At 41.1% G+C, this 16143-nt stretch carries 8 protein-coding genes, 2 tRNA genes and 4 rRNA genes; 8 read left to right on the top strand and 6 right to left on the bottom strand.

The features are described 5' to 3' along the window. Positions 1-82 precede the first annotated feature (82 nt). The 7 genes from AC0L3W_RS13530 to AC0L3W_RS13500 all read left to right on the top strand — a co-directional run bounded on the left by AC0L3W_RS13530 (position 83) and on the right by AC0L3W_RS13500 (position 7123). Positions 83-1625, top strand: a 16S ribosomal RNA gene (locus AC0L3W_RS13530). 104 nt (positions 1626-1729) lie between these two features. Then, positions 1730-1805, top strand: a tRNA-Glu gene (locus AC0L3W_RS13525). Between the two features lie 442 nt (positions 1806-2247). Next, positions 2248-5136: ribosomal RNA gene (locus AC0L3W_RS13520) — 23S ribosomal RNA — on the top strand. A gap of 148 nt (positions 5137-5284) precedes the next feature. After that, positions 5285-5400, top strand: a 5S ribosomal RNA gene (gene rrf, locus AC0L3W_RS13515). Between the two features lie 72 nt (positions 5401-5472). Then, positions 5473-5588, top strand: a 5S ribosomal RNA gene (rrf, locus tag AC0L3W_RS13510). Together the 16S, 23S and 5S rRNA genes with 2 tRNA genes alongside form the textbook arrangement of a ribosomal RNA operon. Positions 5589-5596: 8 nt before the next feature. Further along, positions 5597-5672, top strand: a tRNA-Thr gene (locus AC0L3W_RS13505). A 254-nt stretch (positions 5673-5926) separates the two neighbouring features. Continuing rightward, complete coding sequence (locus AC0L3W_RS13500; RefSeq protein WP_409440286.1) at positions 5927-7123, top strand: DegT/DnrJ/EryC1/StrS family aminotransferase; 1197 nt, start codon at positions 5927-5929, stop codon at positions 7121-7123. 82 nt (positions 7124-7205) lie between these two features. On the opposite strand, the gene AC0L3W_RS13495 is transcribed toward AC0L3W_RS13500, so the two are convergent. The 6 genes from AC0L3W_RS13495 to betI form a co-directional block, all read right to left on the bottom strand. Next, entirely contained in the window at positions 7206-7673 is a 468-nt protein-coding gene (locus AC0L3W_RS13495; RefSeq protein WP_290041072.1) for a YagU family protein, read from the bottom strand. A 281-nt stretch (positions 7674-7954) separates the two neighbouring features. After that, positions 7955-8434, bottom strand: a complete 480-nt coding sequence (locus AC0L3W_RS13490; protein WP_290041070.1) for a MarR family winged helix-turn-helix transcriptional regulator — start codon at positions 8432-8434, stop codon at positions 7955-7957. A 172-nt stretch (positions 8435-8606) separates the two neighbouring features. After that, positions 8607-9824, bottom strand: coding sequence for a BCCT family transporter (locus AC0L3W_RS13485; RefSeq protein WP_409440287.1), 1218 nt, complete (start codon positions 9822-9824; stop codon positions 8607-8609). 260 nt (positions 9825-10084) lie between these two features. Further along, positions 10085-11782: a choline dehydrogenase gene (betA, locus tag AC0L3W_RS13480; protein WP_290041067.1), complete on the bottom strand. Its 1698-nt coding sequence runs from the start codon at positions 11780-11782 to the stop codon at positions 10085-10087. An 8-nt stretch (positions 11783-11790) separates the two neighbouring features. Then, complete coding sequence (betB, locus tag AC0L3W_RS13475; RefSeq protein ID WP_290041066.1) at positions 11791-13257, bottom strand: betaine-aldehyde dehydrogenase; 1467 nt, start codon at positions 13255-13257, stop codon at positions 11791-11793. After that, entirely contained in the window at positions 13257-13853 is a 597-nt protein-coding gene (gene betI / locus AC0L3W_RS13470) for a transcriptional regulator BetI (RefSeq protein WP_409440289.1), read from the bottom strand. Before betI ends, betB begins: the two co-directional genes overlap by 1 nt. A gap of 586 nt (positions 13854-14439) precedes the next feature. On the opposite strand from betI, the gene AC0L3W_RS13465 reads away from it, so the two are divergent. Continuing rightward, the gene (locus tag AC0L3W_RS13465) at positions 14440-16038 is read left to right on the top strand and encodes a glycerol-3-phosphate dehydrogenase/oxidase (protein ID WP_409440290.1); all 1599 of its coding nucleotides are present in this window, start codon (positions 14440-14442) and stop codon (positions 16036-16038) included. Positions 16039-16143 lie beyond the last annotated feature (105 nt).

Below are 16143 nucleotides of genomic sequence, written 5' to 3'. Positions count from 1 at the left end.
TTAATTCAGAATAACATTGTACTTAGGTACATAGTTTTAGTCAGTAATATTGAGTCGCAACTTAGGTTGCAAATTAAACTTTAAATTGAAGAGTTTGATCATGGCTCAGATTGAACGCTGGCGGCAGGCTTAACACATGCAAGTCGAACGGTAACAGAAAGTAGCTTGCTACTTTGCTGACGAGTGGCGGACGGGTGAGTAATGCTTGGGAATATGCCTTATGGTGGGGGACAACAGTTGGAAACGACTGCTAATACCGCATAACATCTCCGGATCAAAGTGGGGGACCTTCGGGCCTCACGCCATAAGAGTAGCCCAAGTGGGATTAGCTAGTTGGTAAGGTAATGGCTTACCAAGGCGACGATCCCTAGTTGGTCTTAGAGGATGACCAGCCACACTGGAACTGAGACACGGTCCAGACTCCTACGGGAGGCAGCAGTGGGGAATATTGCACAATGGGCGCAAGCCTGATGCAGCCATGCCGCGTGTGTGAAGAAGGCTTTCGGGTTGTAAAGCACTTTCAGCGAGGAGGAAAGGTTGTACTTTAATAGAGTGCAGCTGTGACGTTACTCGCAGAAGAAGCACCGGCTAACTCCGTGCCAGCAGCCGCGGTAATACGGAGGGTGCGAGCGTTAATCGGAATTACTGGGCGTAAAGCGCGCGTAGGCGGTTAATTAAGTCAGATGTGAAATCCCAGGGCTCAACCTTGGAACTGCATTTGAAACTGGTTAACTAGAGTTTTGTAGAGGGTGGTAGAATTTCAGGTGTAGCGGTGAAATGCGTAGAGATCTGAAGGAATACCAGTGGCGAAGGCGGCCACCTGGACAAAGACTGACGCTGAGGCGCGAAGGCGTGGGGAGCAAACGGGATTAGATACCCCGGTAGTCCACGCAGTAAACGATGTCTATTAGAATTTTGTGGCTATATGCCGTGGGATTCAAAGCTAACGCATTAAATAGACCGCCTGGGGAGTACGGCCGCAAGGTTAAAACTCAAATGAATTGACGGGGGCCCGCACAAGCGGTGGAGCATGTGGTTTAATTCGATGCAACGCGAAGAACCTTACCATCCCTTGACATCCAGAGAATCACCTAGAGATAGATGAGTGCCTTCGGGAACTCTGAGACAGGTGCTGCATGGCTGTCGTCAGCTCGTGTTGTGAAATGTTGGGTTAAGTCCCGCAACGAGCGCAACCCTTATCCTTATTTGCCAGCGGGTTATGCCGGGAACTCTAGGGACACTGCCGGTGATAAACCGGAGGAAGGTGGGGACGACGTCAAGTCATCATGGCCCTTACGGGATGGGCTACACACGTGCTACAATGGCAAATACAAAGGGCTGCTAACCAGCGATGGTATGCGAATCTCCTAAAGTTTGTCGTAGTCCGGATCGGAGTCTGCAACTCGACTCCGTGAAGTTGGAATCGCTAGTAATCGTGGATCAGAATGCCACGGTGAATACGTTCCCGGGCCTTGTACACACCGCCCGTCACACCATGGGAGTGGGCTGCACCAGAAGTCATTAGCTTAACCTTCGGGATGGCGATGACCACGGTGTGGTTCATGACTGGGGTGAAGTCGTAACAAGGTAGCCCTAGGGGAACCTGGGGCTGGATCACCTCCTTACGTAAAGAAACACATCCTTTGTACTTAGGTACATTGGCGCAAGTAATAATGAGTGCCCACACAGATTGTTTGATTAGAATGATAAAGCGCAAAAATAGTTCCGGGTCCCCATCGTCTAGAGGCCTAGGACACCGCCCTTTCACGGCGGTAACAGGGGTTCAAATCCCCTTGGGGATACCAACACTATCTAGCGAAAGATACTCTATAAATAGAAAAATTTATAAAGTGTTTTTTAACACTGCTCTTTAACAATTAGGAAAGCTGATAAATGTTCTTATTTATCGCACAAAAACAATGACACTTAGTGTTGATTGGTGTGATAAATAAAACGAAATGTTTAATTCATTACGATGAATTAAACGAGTTCTCAATATTAAAACCTCGGTTTTAGTATTGTAATCAAGCAAAAATAAAATGCACATTACATGCAAATGTAATGAGTACGTATCTACACACTCTTTGAGTGTTAGGTGCACGAAAAACGTAAACGTTTTTCATATGTAAATATGAGAGTCGCAAGCGTCTTGGAAACAACATACAGCAACCCAGTTGCGTATTTATGCAATTTAGGATGTTTTTAACATCATATAAATTGCTTAATGACACTTCTTAGGTGTTGTATGGTTAAGTGAATAAGCGTGCACGGTGGATGCCTAGGCAATTAGAGGCGATGAAGGACGTGGTAATCTGCGATAAGTCCAGGGGAGTTGATAACAAGCGTTATATCCTGGAATTTCCGAATGGGGCAACCCGGCACTTAGTGTCATCGTTATGTGAATACATAGCATAGCGAAGCAAACGAGGGGAACTGAAACATCTAAGTACCCTTAGGAAAAGAAATCAACCGAGATTCCGAAAGTAGCGGCGAGCGAAATCGGAACAGCCCTTAAGCTGTTTAAAAGTTAGTGGAAGGCTCTGGAAAGTGCCACGGTACAGGGTGATAGTCCCGTACACAAAAACTTCTTTACAGTGAAAACGAGTAAGTCGGGACACGAGAAATCCTGATTGAATATGGGGGGACCATCCTCCAAGGCTAAATACTCCTAATTGACCGATAGTGAACCAGTACCGTGAGGGAAAGGCGAAAAGAACCCCTGTGAGGGGAGTGAAATAGAACCTGAAACCGTGTACGTACAAGCAGTAGGAGCGGATTTATTCCGTGACTGCGTACCTTTTGTATAATGGGTCAACGACTTAATTTCAGTAGCAAGGTTAACCATTTAGGGGAGCCGTAGGGAAACCGAGTCTTAACTGGGCGAATAGTTGCTGGGATTAGACCCGAAACTTGGTGATCTAGCCATGAGCAGGTTGAAGATTGAGTAACATCAATTGGAGGACCGAACCCACTAATGTTGAAAAATTAGGGGATGACTTGTGGCTGGGGGTGAAAGGCCAATCAAACCAAGAGATAGCTGGTTCTCCTCGAAAGCTATTTAGGTAGCGCCTCATGTATCACTGTTGGGGGTAGAGCACTGTTAAGGCTAGGGGGTCATCCCGACTTACCAACCCTTTGCAAACTCCGAATACCAACAAGTGCAATCATGGGAGACACACGGCGGGTGCTAACGTCCGTCGTGGAAAGGGAAACAACCCAGACCGCCAGCTAAGGTCCCAAAGTATATGTTAAGTGGGAAACGATGTGGGAAGGCTTAGACAGCTAGGAAGTTGGCTTAGAAGCAGCCATCTTTTAAAGAAAGCGTAATAGCTCACTAGTCGAGTCGGCCTGCGCGGAAGATTTAACGGGGCTAAACATATCACCGAAGCTGCGGACGCGTATTTATACGCGTGGTAGAGGAGCGTTCTGTAAGCCGTCGAAGGGAAAGGTGTAAACCATCCTGGAGGTATCAGAAGTGCGAATGTTGACATGAGTAACGATAAGGGGGGTGAAAAACCTCCCCGCCGGAAGACCAAGGGTTCCTGTCCAACGTTAATCGGGGCAGGGTGAGTCGACCCCTAAGGCGAGGCCGAAAGGCGTAGTCGATGGGAAACGGGTTAATATTCCCGTACCCTTATATTTTGCGATGGGAGGACGGAGAAGGCTAGGTGGGCCTGGCGATGGTTGTCCAGGTTCAAGAGTGTAGGCGGGAGATTTAGGTAAATCCGGATTTCTATTAACGCTGAGACTCGATGTCGAGCTACTAAGGTAGTGAAGTCATTGATGCCATACTTCCAGGAAAAGTCTCTAAGCTTCAGAAATATAAGGATCGTACCCCAAACCGACACAGGTGGTCAGGTAGAGAATACCAAGGCGCTTGAGAGAACTCGGGTGAAGGAACTAGGCAAAATGGTACCGTAACTTCGGGAGAAGGTACGCCCTTGACGGTGATGAGACTTGCTCTCTAAGCTGTTGGGGGCCGAAGATACCAGATGGCTGCAACTGTTTATTAAAAACACAGCACTCTGCTAAATCGTAAGATGACGTATAGGGTGTGACGCCTGCCCGGTGCCGGAAGGTTAATTGATGTGGTTAGACTTAGGTCGAAGCTATTGATCGAAGCCCCGGTAAACGGCGGCCGTAACTATAACGGTCCTAAGGTAGCGAAATTCCTTGTCGGGTAAGTTCCGACCTGCACGAATGGCGTAATGATGGCCATGCTGTCTCCACCCGAGACTCAGTGAAGTTGAAATCGCAGTGAAGATGCTGTGTACCCGCGGCTAGACGGAAAGACCCCGTGAACCTTTACTATAGCTTAGCAGTGAACTTAGAGCCTACATGTGTAGGATAGGTGGGAGGCTTTGAAACCGCGTCGCCAGATGCGGTGGAGCCAACCTTGAAATACCACCCTTGTATGTTTTGAGTTCTAACCATGGCCCCTGAATCGGGGTTTGGGACACTGTTTGGTGGGTAGTTTGACTGGGGCGGTCTCCTCCCAAAGAGTAACGGAGGAGTACGAAGGTTGGCTAATCACGGTCGGACATCGTGAGGTTAGTACAATGGTATAAGCCAGCTTAACTGCGAGACAGACACGTCGAGCAGGTACGAAAGTAGGTCATAGTGATCCGGTGGTTCTGAATGGAAGGGCCATCGCTCAACGGATAAAAGGTACTCCGGGGATAACAGGCTGATACCGCCCAAGAGTTCATATCGACGGCGGTGTTTGGCACCTCGATGTCGGCTCATCACATCCTGGGGCTGAAGTCGGTCCCAAGGGTATGGCTGTTCGCCATTTAAAGTGGTACGCGAGCTGGGTTTAGAACGTCGTGAGACAGTTCGGTCCCTATCTGCCGTGGGCGTTTGAGAATTGAGAGGAGCTGCTCCTAGTACGAGAGGACCGGAGTGGACGAACCGCTGGTGTTCGGGTTGTTATGCCAATAGCATTGCCCGGTAGCTACGTTCGGAATCGATAACCGCTGAAAGCATCTAAGCGGGAAGCGAGCCTCAAGATGAGTTCTCACTGGAACTTTAAGTTCCCTAAAGGGCCGTTGGAGACTACAACGTTGATAGGCAAGGTGTGTAAGTGCGGTAACGTATTGAGCTAACTTGTACTAATTACCCGTGAGGCTTAACCATACAACACCTAAGTAGTGTTGCTGTTAACCAAGAGTGTCAAAGAAGACGTTAAAATATAACGCTTGTGATAGCGTATTTACATAACTGCTACGATTATACAGAACGACTAAAGAACATTAGACTGTCACTTTCCTAATTAAATTTTATGCTTGGCGGCCATAGCGCTGTGGTACCACCTGATCCCTTGCCGAACTCAGAAGTGAAACGCAGCTGCGCCGATGATAGTGTGGGGTCTCCCCATGTGAAAGTAGGTCATCGCCAAGCGCCTAATTCAAAACCCCAGTCTCAATGGCTGGGGTTTTAATATTTATAATACGTTATAAATAAACGCTTTTTTCTGATAATAATAGCGCTGTGGTACCACCTGATCCCTTGCCGAACTCAGAAGTGAAACGCAGTTGCGCCGATGATAGTGTGGGGCCTCCCCATGTGAAAGTAGGTCATTATCAGATCCTCTTTTGCTGATATGGCTCAGTTGGTAGAGCGCACCCTTGGTAAGGGTGAGGTCGGCGGTTCAAATCCGCCTATCAGCACCATTTATGGTTTACCTCATATTAAAATCCTTACATTTTTAAACTTTTGTTTATACTCCCAATAATATATTTCTTTTGCTATTCCCCCTTTATTTATCATTTTATATCCCTTTTTTAATAAATTTGTATTGTTGTTTCTGATTTTTCAGTGGCTCTATTAATTGCAGCTATTGGTGCTAATGAGTAATGAGTTTGATGTGTTACTGTCAATATTCATGGTGATAAATACATTTTATGGATGAATGGAGAGCTTTATAGTGACTTTTACTAAATCTTTTACTCAACAGGAAGCGATTCCTGATGAAGGAATAAAAGCGGCAATAGAGATAATGAAGTCAGGCAGGTTACATCGTTATAACGTTAATCCTGGTGAAAAGAGTTTAACTGATCAACTTGAGTTAGCATTCAGTGAATATATGGGTGTTGATAATTGCTTAGCTTGTGCTTCCTGTGGTTATGCTTTGCATATTGCTTTAAAAGCATTGGGTATTAAAGAAGGTGACAAAGTCCTTTGTAATGCTTTTACTTTAGCTCCTGTTCCCGGTGCGATAGATAATGCCGGCGGTATTCCTGTTTTAGTCGATATTGACGATCAACTTTGTATTGATTTGGATGATTTAGAAAATAAAGCGCGCTTAAGCGGCGCTAAATACTTATTGCTTTCTCATATGCGCGGACATATTTCAGATATGGATCGAGTGATGGAAATCTGTAAAAACTTCAATTTATTACTAATAGAAGATTGTGCTCATACTATGGGAGCTAAATGGAACGATAGGATGAGTGGAAGTTTTGGTGATGTTGCATGTTTTAGTACACAAACCTATAAACATATGAATTCAGGTGAAGGCGGGTTATTAATTACGCCTCACAGCGACGTTATTACAAAAGCTATTATCTACTCAGGTTCTTATATGCTTTATGATAAACACTACGCAGCACCAGATAAACAGGCCTTTGATGCCGTTAAGTATACAACTCCTAATTATAGTGGGCGTATGGATAACCTAAGAGCTGCGGTATTACTACCACAACTTGAGCTGCTCGATAAAAAGTGTAGGGCTTGGAATGATAGATATTATGCAATGAGTGATATTTTTAAAGCGAGCAATAATATTGTGTTAATAGCGAGAAATACCAAAGAGAAGTTTGTGGCTAGTTCTATACAGTTTTTTATACCTTCTTTATCTTCTGCTCGTTTTCCATTACTTATTAAGGAATGTGAAGCGCAAGGGGTTTCTATAAAATGGTTTGGAGACAGCGAGCCAAATGGTTACACCAGTAAATATGATAGTTGGCATTACCTTAATGATAAAACTAGCCTAGAGACGACAGAGCGCATTTTATCTACGTTAATTGATATTCGCATTCCACTTACTTTTACTATCGAAGATTGTATTACTGTCGCCAAGATTATAAATAAACAGGTCGAACTGGCAGTGGCTAAAGTTTGAGGCTGGTGAAGTAAAAGAGTTATATAAAAAGACCAGTAACATAAGTGACTGGTCTTGGTGTAAACGGTATTTAGTGTAAGTACTATGCCTTTTTCATCATATATTGACGGAAAACTTCAATCACCCACATCCATAAAATATGTCCTAATGTTTCAGAAACAAGTTCATTTATCGGTAGATCCCATATTGCAGGTGCCCAACCAAACACAGGTAAGGTAATGCCGTGGAAAAGGATTGTTAATAAGATACCAAACCCAACCCCCTGCCATAACGTTATTTTGGGACAACGTTCTGCAAGTACACAGTAAAGCATTGCAAAAAAGATAGAGAATAGGTGATGAACACCTGCAATACCCCAGTTAACAACATGCTCAGAATAAGTGTAAGTCATATTTTGAATGTTAAAACCTAAGTCACTTAACATTTCTGCTGGAGGAATTGCTCTGTCTGGCGTTCTTGGTGGCATAGGGTTTTCTGTTCCCCATTTTACAAAGCTTGATACGTTACCACCTACAAAACCTGTCCATGCAGCGTATAGGTACTTTTTCATGTTAAACCTCATTTTATTATTGTTATGTTAGAGTCTGACTAATAAGTGATATTAATCGTGCCAATGTCAGCACTTAATCATATCTTACGGCAAGCGTATCGTTTTATCTGTCTGAACTTTTATATGACAAATTTATTTAGTAAAAAATCCGTCTATTTTATTTAACTAAGTATAGGAATAGAAGGTTATAGAGGTCAGCATTAATGAGTTATTAAATACAATCTTATTATGAGAAAAATATGTAGAAGTCATTACAACCCTACATTTTTTAAATGTAGGGGTTAGGTCTCTGTGTCTTGTATCTTGCCAACTAATAATACTGGTGCAGCATCTAATTCAGTGGCGTCCATCATTGAGGCAATGCGTTCTACAGCAGAAAGCAGTTGGCTTTGCTCCCATTCATCAAGGTTCTTATAACGTTTTATAAAATGTTCTTGTAACGGTTTTGGCGATGAACTTAGGACTTCTTTACCTGCTTCACTTAATGATAAGTGGACCTTGCGTTTATCTGTTTTGCTGCGCGTTCTAATAATAAAGTTTCGCTTTTCAAGTCTATCAAGAATTGTGGTGACAGTTGCAGCACTCAATGTTATCTCTTGAGCAATTTGTTTTGCTAGAGGTGCATCGAGTTGATCAATTTTTTGCATAACTAACAATTGTGGGCCTGTTAAGCCTGATTCTTTGTTTAATTGACGTGAGTGTATACTGATCGCCCTGATCACTCGGCGTAACGAAATTAATAGTTGTTCTTGTTTTTCCATAATTCTCACCTCAATTTTTTGCGTAGGATAACAAAAAAAATCATACGTCTCATGTTTAAAATCATAAAAAAGCAGAATAACGGGGGACCGTTATTCTGCTTTTTATCGAATAGCTTAAGTTGAGGATATTAAAGACTACATCTACTTCATATACTCTTATTAGCTGTCTTGTTTAATCCATTAATTCTATTTTGGTAAAGTCGATTTTGTTCTCTTTAGGGGAACGTTCAATATTGGCTACTTTACGGTAATGAGTTAATAGCATGTAACCAAAACAACCTAATATTAATCCGATAGCTAGCGCACCAACCCACTGAATTTGTAAGAAGTTTAGTTTGAACAATAGTGTTAAACCACTTAATAAAACAATGTTACCAATAATATAAGGTACTTTACCAAAACGTTGTACCGTTAAGTTTAAGTTATCTGTGTATAGGCGTACTAGTGAATCTAATGAGTTAATCACAAACGTTATGCCAACAATTACCATAGCAAGGTTGTAGAAACCTGCCGTAGAGATACTATTTGCACTGTAGTAGTAAAGAACAGTAAACCAAATGGCAATTGGGATTGATGGGAAGATCATCATCGCACCTAATACTTGGTATGTTTTCATGCCACTAACAAAACGGGAAGTGAATTGACCAATCATGATGCTCCAAGCGAACCACCAGTAAAGATAAAACTCATGGTAATCATTTAGCGGTAATACAAAATGGTGCAAGTTTGCAAAATAGTCACCTAACAAGCCAAACGTCGTAAAGAATTCACCGACACTTGAATTATCAGATAAGAACGCCCCAGCCCACATTATAATAATCAACGCAAAAAATAACCAACTACTACCTAAACTCAAGATTCGAACGTAACGAATACTTGTACTTGAATAAACGGCTGTTGCAATTGCTAGGAATACGATTAAATAGAAGCTACCGACAATCGTTTCACCATCACCTATGCCTGGTAAATACCAAGGTAGGTTGGTCAATAGTAAATAAGCAGTAAAAGCACAGGTTCCGATAATTACTACATTGTTGATAAATTTAATCAGCGGTACTTCGAAGAACTTCACTCTTGGTTCAATTACACAAAAGTAAAAACAGGTTACAAAGTAAAATGCCCAAATTAAGAAAGCCCAGAAACCAAATTCAATAGACAAAGGGTTGGTAAAGCCATATTCAGGGCTCGTTGCTAAATCAGCATAACCAGCAAACTCGGTAAGCGGGAACATGATCAGACCAACATCTAAACCTGATGTAAATAAGATCGCGATGAAAGTGAATTTGCGTACTGGTGTTACACCGATACATTGCATATTACCCCAGCGATATAGGATAAAAGCAATTGCTGCAAATACGAATAAAATACCAGTAGATAGCCAAAGAGTCATTATTTGGCCTCCCAATGGTTGGTGTTGATAAACATATATAATTCCTTGTTTTATGTTTTAAAACACTACGCCATTATTTTTAAGACAATCTTGCCCTCAAACCTTAAGTATCGTGTAGTAAACGATATTTAAACCCTGAAAAATAACGTAGTTTATAAAGCCATTTTGTGTTGATGAGGCTGGCTGATTACCTATTTTTAACGGCACAAAACTCCTGAGAGCAATGCACCATTATGCTTATGACAAGTATTTGTCATTAATTAGTTTTGTCGTTTCGGTGCAGCGAAGCGTTGAGTGTTTTGCCAATCGTCAGCAATAGCGACATTTGATAGGTTAGGAGCCAGCATTTTGTTTCCTAAAATAATATCTGCCGCTCGCTCCGCAACCATGATAGTGGGTGAGTTTAAGTTGCCATTAGGAATGGTAGGAAAGATAGATGAATCAACAACGCGTAGCGCATCAATACCGTGCACTTTCGTTTCTGAGTTAACTACTGCCATATCATCTTCACCCATTTTGCACGAACAAGAAGGATGGTAAGCACTTTCTACAGAGCTTCTTACAAACTCATCAATCTCTTGGTCTGTTTGTATCGCTAAACCTGGTTGAATTTCTTCACCTCGATACTCATCTAAAGCTGGTTGATTAATGATTTCACGTGTTAATCGAACACAAGCTCTGAAGCCTTCAATATCATCTTGATGCGCTAAGTAATTAAATTGAATTTCAGGAGCTGTCATAGGGTCATTTGAGACAACTTTTACTGAACCGCGACTTTTTGGTTTGTTATGTCCAATATGTACTTGGAAACCATGCCCAGCAAAAGCTTCTTTCCCGTCATAACGCATTGCTGCTGGGAGAAAGTGATATTGTAGATCTGGCCACTCTATGCTTTTTTTAGAGCGAATAAATCCACACGATTCAAAATGGTTAGTTGCACCTAATCCAGACTTATTGAGGATCCACCGCGTACCTATCAATAATTTATTCAATGGATCAAGTTTACCGTTTAGTGAAATTGGTTTAAGGCATTTGAATTGAAAGTAAAATTCAAGGTGATCCTGCAAATTTTCACCGACACCAGGTAATTCATGATGTTGCTCAATACCCGCTGCTTTAAGTGTTTCAGCCCTACCAATACCCGATAATTGTAATAAATGAGGGGAACCAATAGAGCCTGCGCTTAGTAATACTTCTTTGTTAGATAAAACATCAATGACTTTATCTTTAACTTGATAACGTACACCCACTGCTTTTTTATTTTCTAACAGTACTTTGTGCACCAAAGCGTGTGTAACAACGGTTAGATTGCTGCGCTTCATGGCTGGACGTAAATAAGCATTTGCAGTAGACCAACGAACACCGTTTTTAACAGTCATGTGCATAGGGCCGAAGCCTTCTTGCTGCTCTGCATTATAATCTTCAGTTGCTAAGTAGCCTGCATCAACACCCGCATTAACAAAAGCTTGATATAGAGGGTTTTGCATGTTGTTACCATTGTTAACAGCAAGAGGACCATTATTACCTCGGTATTCATTACCGCCAAACGCCCATGTTTCTGCTTTTTTAAAGTAAGGTAAACAATGTGCATAATCCCAATTATTAGCACCTGCTTGCTGCCATTCATCAAAGTCACGGGCATGTCCACGTACATAAACCATACCGTTGATTGATGATGAACCTCCTAGTACCTTACCGCGAGGACAATGCATACGACGATTATTTAAAAATGGTTCAGGTTGTGTTTCAAATTGCCATGCATACTTTTTGGTATTCATTGGGATGGATAGTGCTGTTGGCATTTGAATGAATATACTTTTATCGCTGCCACCAGTCTCTAACAACAAAACTTTGTTGTTAGTATCTTCTGAGAGACGGTTTGCTAATACACAACCTGCGCTACCTGCACCAACGATAATATAATCATAATCTGCTTTATTATTTAAATTTGAAGTCATCATATTCCTTAAAATGGGCTTTCTAATGTTTGCATACCAACGTAGACAGCTTTAATTTGAGTATATGCTTTGAGTGTTTCACTACCGTTCTCTCGACCGATACCAGACATTTTGTAGCCACCTACTGGCATTTCAGAAGGTGAAGCCCCGTAAGCATTGATCCAACAAATTCCTGCTTGTATTTGATGTATTACACGATGAGCGCGAGTGATGTCTTGTGTGAATACGGCTGCGGCCAACCCTAAATGTGTGTCATTGGCACGTTCAACCACTTCCTCTTCTTCTGAGAAAGTTAATACGGACATAACAGGGCCAAAAATTTCTTCTTTTACAATCGTCATCTGATCATCACAATCAGTGAATACTGTGGGGGCAACAAAAAAACCATTAGGAGCGTTACTTGGTTGTAATGCGTTCCCGCCAGTTAATAAGGTTGCTCCCTCTTTTTTACCTATTTCAATGTAATCCAATACTTTTTGCTGATGATCTTTAGAAATTAAAGCGCCAAAGTTAGTATCAGGGTTCATTGGATCGCCACAGATAATATTTTGTTCAATGCGAGACTTTAGACGTTTAATAAACTCGGGATAGATATCTTTTTGAACAAAAACACGCGTACCATTAGTGCAAATTTCACCTTGGGTATAGAAGTTACCTAACATTGCTGCAGAAACAGCATTATCGATATCTGCATCATTAAAGATGATTAAAGGCGATTTACCGCCTAGTTCCATGGTCACTTCTTTTAATGAAGTCGCAGCTGAACTCATGACTTTCTTACCAGTACCGACTTCACCTGTGAAAGAGACTTTCGCAATATCTGGATCATTAGTTAACCATGCACCAACACGACCATCGCCTTGAACAACATTGAAGACACCATCAGGCACACCAGCTTCAGTAAAAATTTCCGCTAGACGCATTGCACCACGAGGCGTTTCTTCTGATGGTTTAAAAATCATTGCATTACCGCAGGCTAAAGCAGGTGCAGCTTTCCAACATGCGATTTGTATTGGATAGTTCCAAGCACCAATGCCTGCACAAATGCCAAGTGGTTCACGGCGGGTATAGTAAAAGTCATCACCAACAGGCTGTTGGTTACCTTCAATACTTGGCGCAAGGCCGGCAAAAAATTCAATTGAATCTGCACCCGTGACAACGTCAACCTCAGATGCTTCTTGCCATGGTTTACCTGTATCTAGTACTTCACCTTCAGCTAGCTCATCATTACGCTCTCGTAATAAAGCAACCGCTTTAAGCAAAATGCGGCTACGTTCCATTGGTGTCATTGCAGACCAAACAGCGAAGCCTTTTTTAGCACTTTCAATTGCAGCTTTTTGTACTGCTTCAGTTGCAGTTTCAACAAGGTAACTGACTTCGCCAGTTGCTGGGTTAATCACTTCAAAAGTTTCACCGCTGTCGTTAGCGATATATTGACCATGAATATAATTTTGATAAACGTTTAATGATGACATTATTTCTCTCCGTACTGTTTAAGCACAGTATTGATAAAGGCTTTAGATAAAGTTTGAGCTTGTTTGAATTCTTCTTCTGGAGAAGCACTTAATGCGCTTCGTAACCAAAAACCGTCAATGATTGCAGCAGTTTGTTTTGCGGCATCGATTGCCTCATTTTTGGGCAATAATTTTTTAAAGGGGTAAAGCAAATTACTGTACAAACGCTTGTTATTGATGTGTTGTAATCTGGCTAATCCTGGGTCATGCATTGCTTGAGACCAAAAGCTTAACCAAGTTTTGGTTGCTGCATTAGAGCGCTGTAATTCAGTAAAATTTGCATCAACAACAACCTGTAAGCGGGCTTCCGCAGATAAGGGTTGATTGTTTATTTTAGTTAATAAAGCTTGTTTTAATTGATCGATTAAATACCTAAGCGTGGCTTCGATTAATCCTTGTTTCCCACCAAAGTAATGACTGATGATGCCTGAAGACATGCCTGCAATAGCGCTGATGGTATTAATCGTTGTATGTTGTAATCCATAGCGTTCAACTGAAATTAATGTGGCATCAATAAGTTCTTGTTGTCGAACTTCTTTCATTGGTGGTCTTGCCATTACTCAGTTCCTTTTTAATACAAAACAAATCTCTAAATAATAGATTGATTGAACAGTCAATTAATATACTAATGATTAGAGTGCTAACTATCAAGTGATATTTGTAAGCCTGACAGGATCATTGCTTGCTTAATATTGGGTCAGTTATATTCAACACTTAACAAGTTTTAGCCTGAATTGTTGTGTTTATTGGGGTTTTAGGGCTATTTGTCAATAAAATGTAATCAGATATCGATAAGTTAAATTAGTTTTGTTGAAAACTATTTTGAGTGGGCGAATTGTCAAAAATGGATGTTTACTTAATTAATTTAAAGAAAGTTTTATTTAATTGCTGCTTATGCCGATTATGTTCAAGGGGACAGTCTTTCCATTGAAGATAGGTGTATTTGATAGCGCATACACTAATACGGTGTAGATCATTCGAAAATACGTCATCCAATGTCAATTATTGAACTTAAATCTATTTTTTATTCATTAATGCTCAATAGGAGTATTAAATTGTTAATTACGCTGTTAATTGAAAGATATTTATGCTCTAATCTGAACATTAAGTGCGTTATCGAACATTTTTTCAAAGGATTACGAAATGAGCCTCAATAGAACGAACAATATTAAACAACTAGCTGAAGAAGAGTTAGATGTCCTTATTTTAGGTGGTGGCATCAATGGTGCTGTTGCTGCTGCATCTTTGGCTGCTAAGGGGGTTAAAGTTGGACTAATCGATAAAGGAGATTTTGCAGGAGCAACGAGCTCTAATTCTTCGAATCTCGCATGGGGCGGTATTAAATACTTAGAAAGCCATGAATATCGGTTAGTTAATAAACTCTGTAAAAGCCGTAATAATTTAATGAAACATTACCCTTCATCAGTAACTGAGGTTCGCTTCTTAACCACTATTCAAAAAGGTTTTCGTTTCCCTGTGTGGTTTGTGTTTATGGGCACGTTAGCTTATTGGTTATTCGGTCGTTTATTCACTATGGCGCCTAAATACCTGACTCGTAATACGATTAAACAACTTGAACCAAGTATTAAAGTTACTGGTGCACAAGCGGGTTTCGAATACTCAGATGCTTTCTTAAAAGATAACGATTCGCGCTTTGTATTTAACTTTATTACTGCTGCTGCAAAAAAGTCAGCGATTGTTGCAAACTATGTAGAGTCAGTTAACGCTGTGCGTGAAAATAATCGATGGGTTATACAAGCAAAAGATAAAAGCAGCGATCAAACATTTACTATTAAAGCGAAAACCCTAATAAACGCTTGTGGTCCATTAGTTGACCAAGTTAATAAAGGCACTAAACAGAAAACATCGCACCATCACTTATTTTCTAAGGGTGTACATTTAACAGTTGATCGTATTTCGAAAGAGCATCGCGTATTAGCTTTTTTTGCCAGTGATGGGCGTTTGTTCTTTGTGTTACCAATGGGCTCTAAAACTTGTATTGGTACAACAGATAACCAGGTTGAAAGCCATCAAACATCAGTGACTGATGAAGATCGTCAATTCATTCTTGATAATGCGAATGCTTTATTAGATTTAGAAAAACCATTAACTAAAGATGACATTATTGCTGAAAGATGTGGTGTTAGACCATTAGCTATTGAAGCTGAAGAGGGCGTTGCTGATTGGGTTGCACTATCACGTAAACATGCCATTGATGTTAATAAGACAGATAAGCATATTAGTATTTTTGGTGGTAAATTGACTGATTGTATTAATGTAGGTGATGAAATTGCTGATATTGTCGAAGATTTATCGATTCCAATGAATAGATCTAATGCGCTTTGGTATGGCGAGCCTGCTGAGCAGGTTAAAGACAAGTTTATGAGTGAGATTAAGCAATTCAATATTGATAAGCTAACACCAAAAGGTGCGCTTGAGCCCTTATCTAGCCGTTTCTGGCGTCGTTATGGCGAGGATGCATTTGTTTTATTAGAAGCAATTAAGCAGGATCCCACTAAAGCCAACCTTGCGCTTGAACATACGGAGTTCACATGGGCTGAGATTGACTGGGTTGCTGATAATGAAATGATTGTTAACCTTGATGATTTACTTCGTCGACGCTCAAAAGCAACATTAGTTATTCGCAAAGAGCTCTTAGATAATGCAGAAGGGTTGGAAGCAGTAAGTAAGCGTTTGTTCGGTGGTGATGCGCAACAAAAAATAGATGAATTCCGTAATTAAACCAATTTTAATTGCATATAATAGGTAACGTCGCTTATTGATTATTTGTACCTAGAAACAGTATCAAATAAGCGGTGTCTACCTAGGAAAAAATGTTTGTATCAC

It is taken from the genome of Psychromonas sp. KJ10-5, assembly GCF_055808325.1.
The sequence above is the reverse complement of the archived record's forward strand: the minus strand, read 5'-3'. Positions and strand labels throughout refer to the sequence as shown.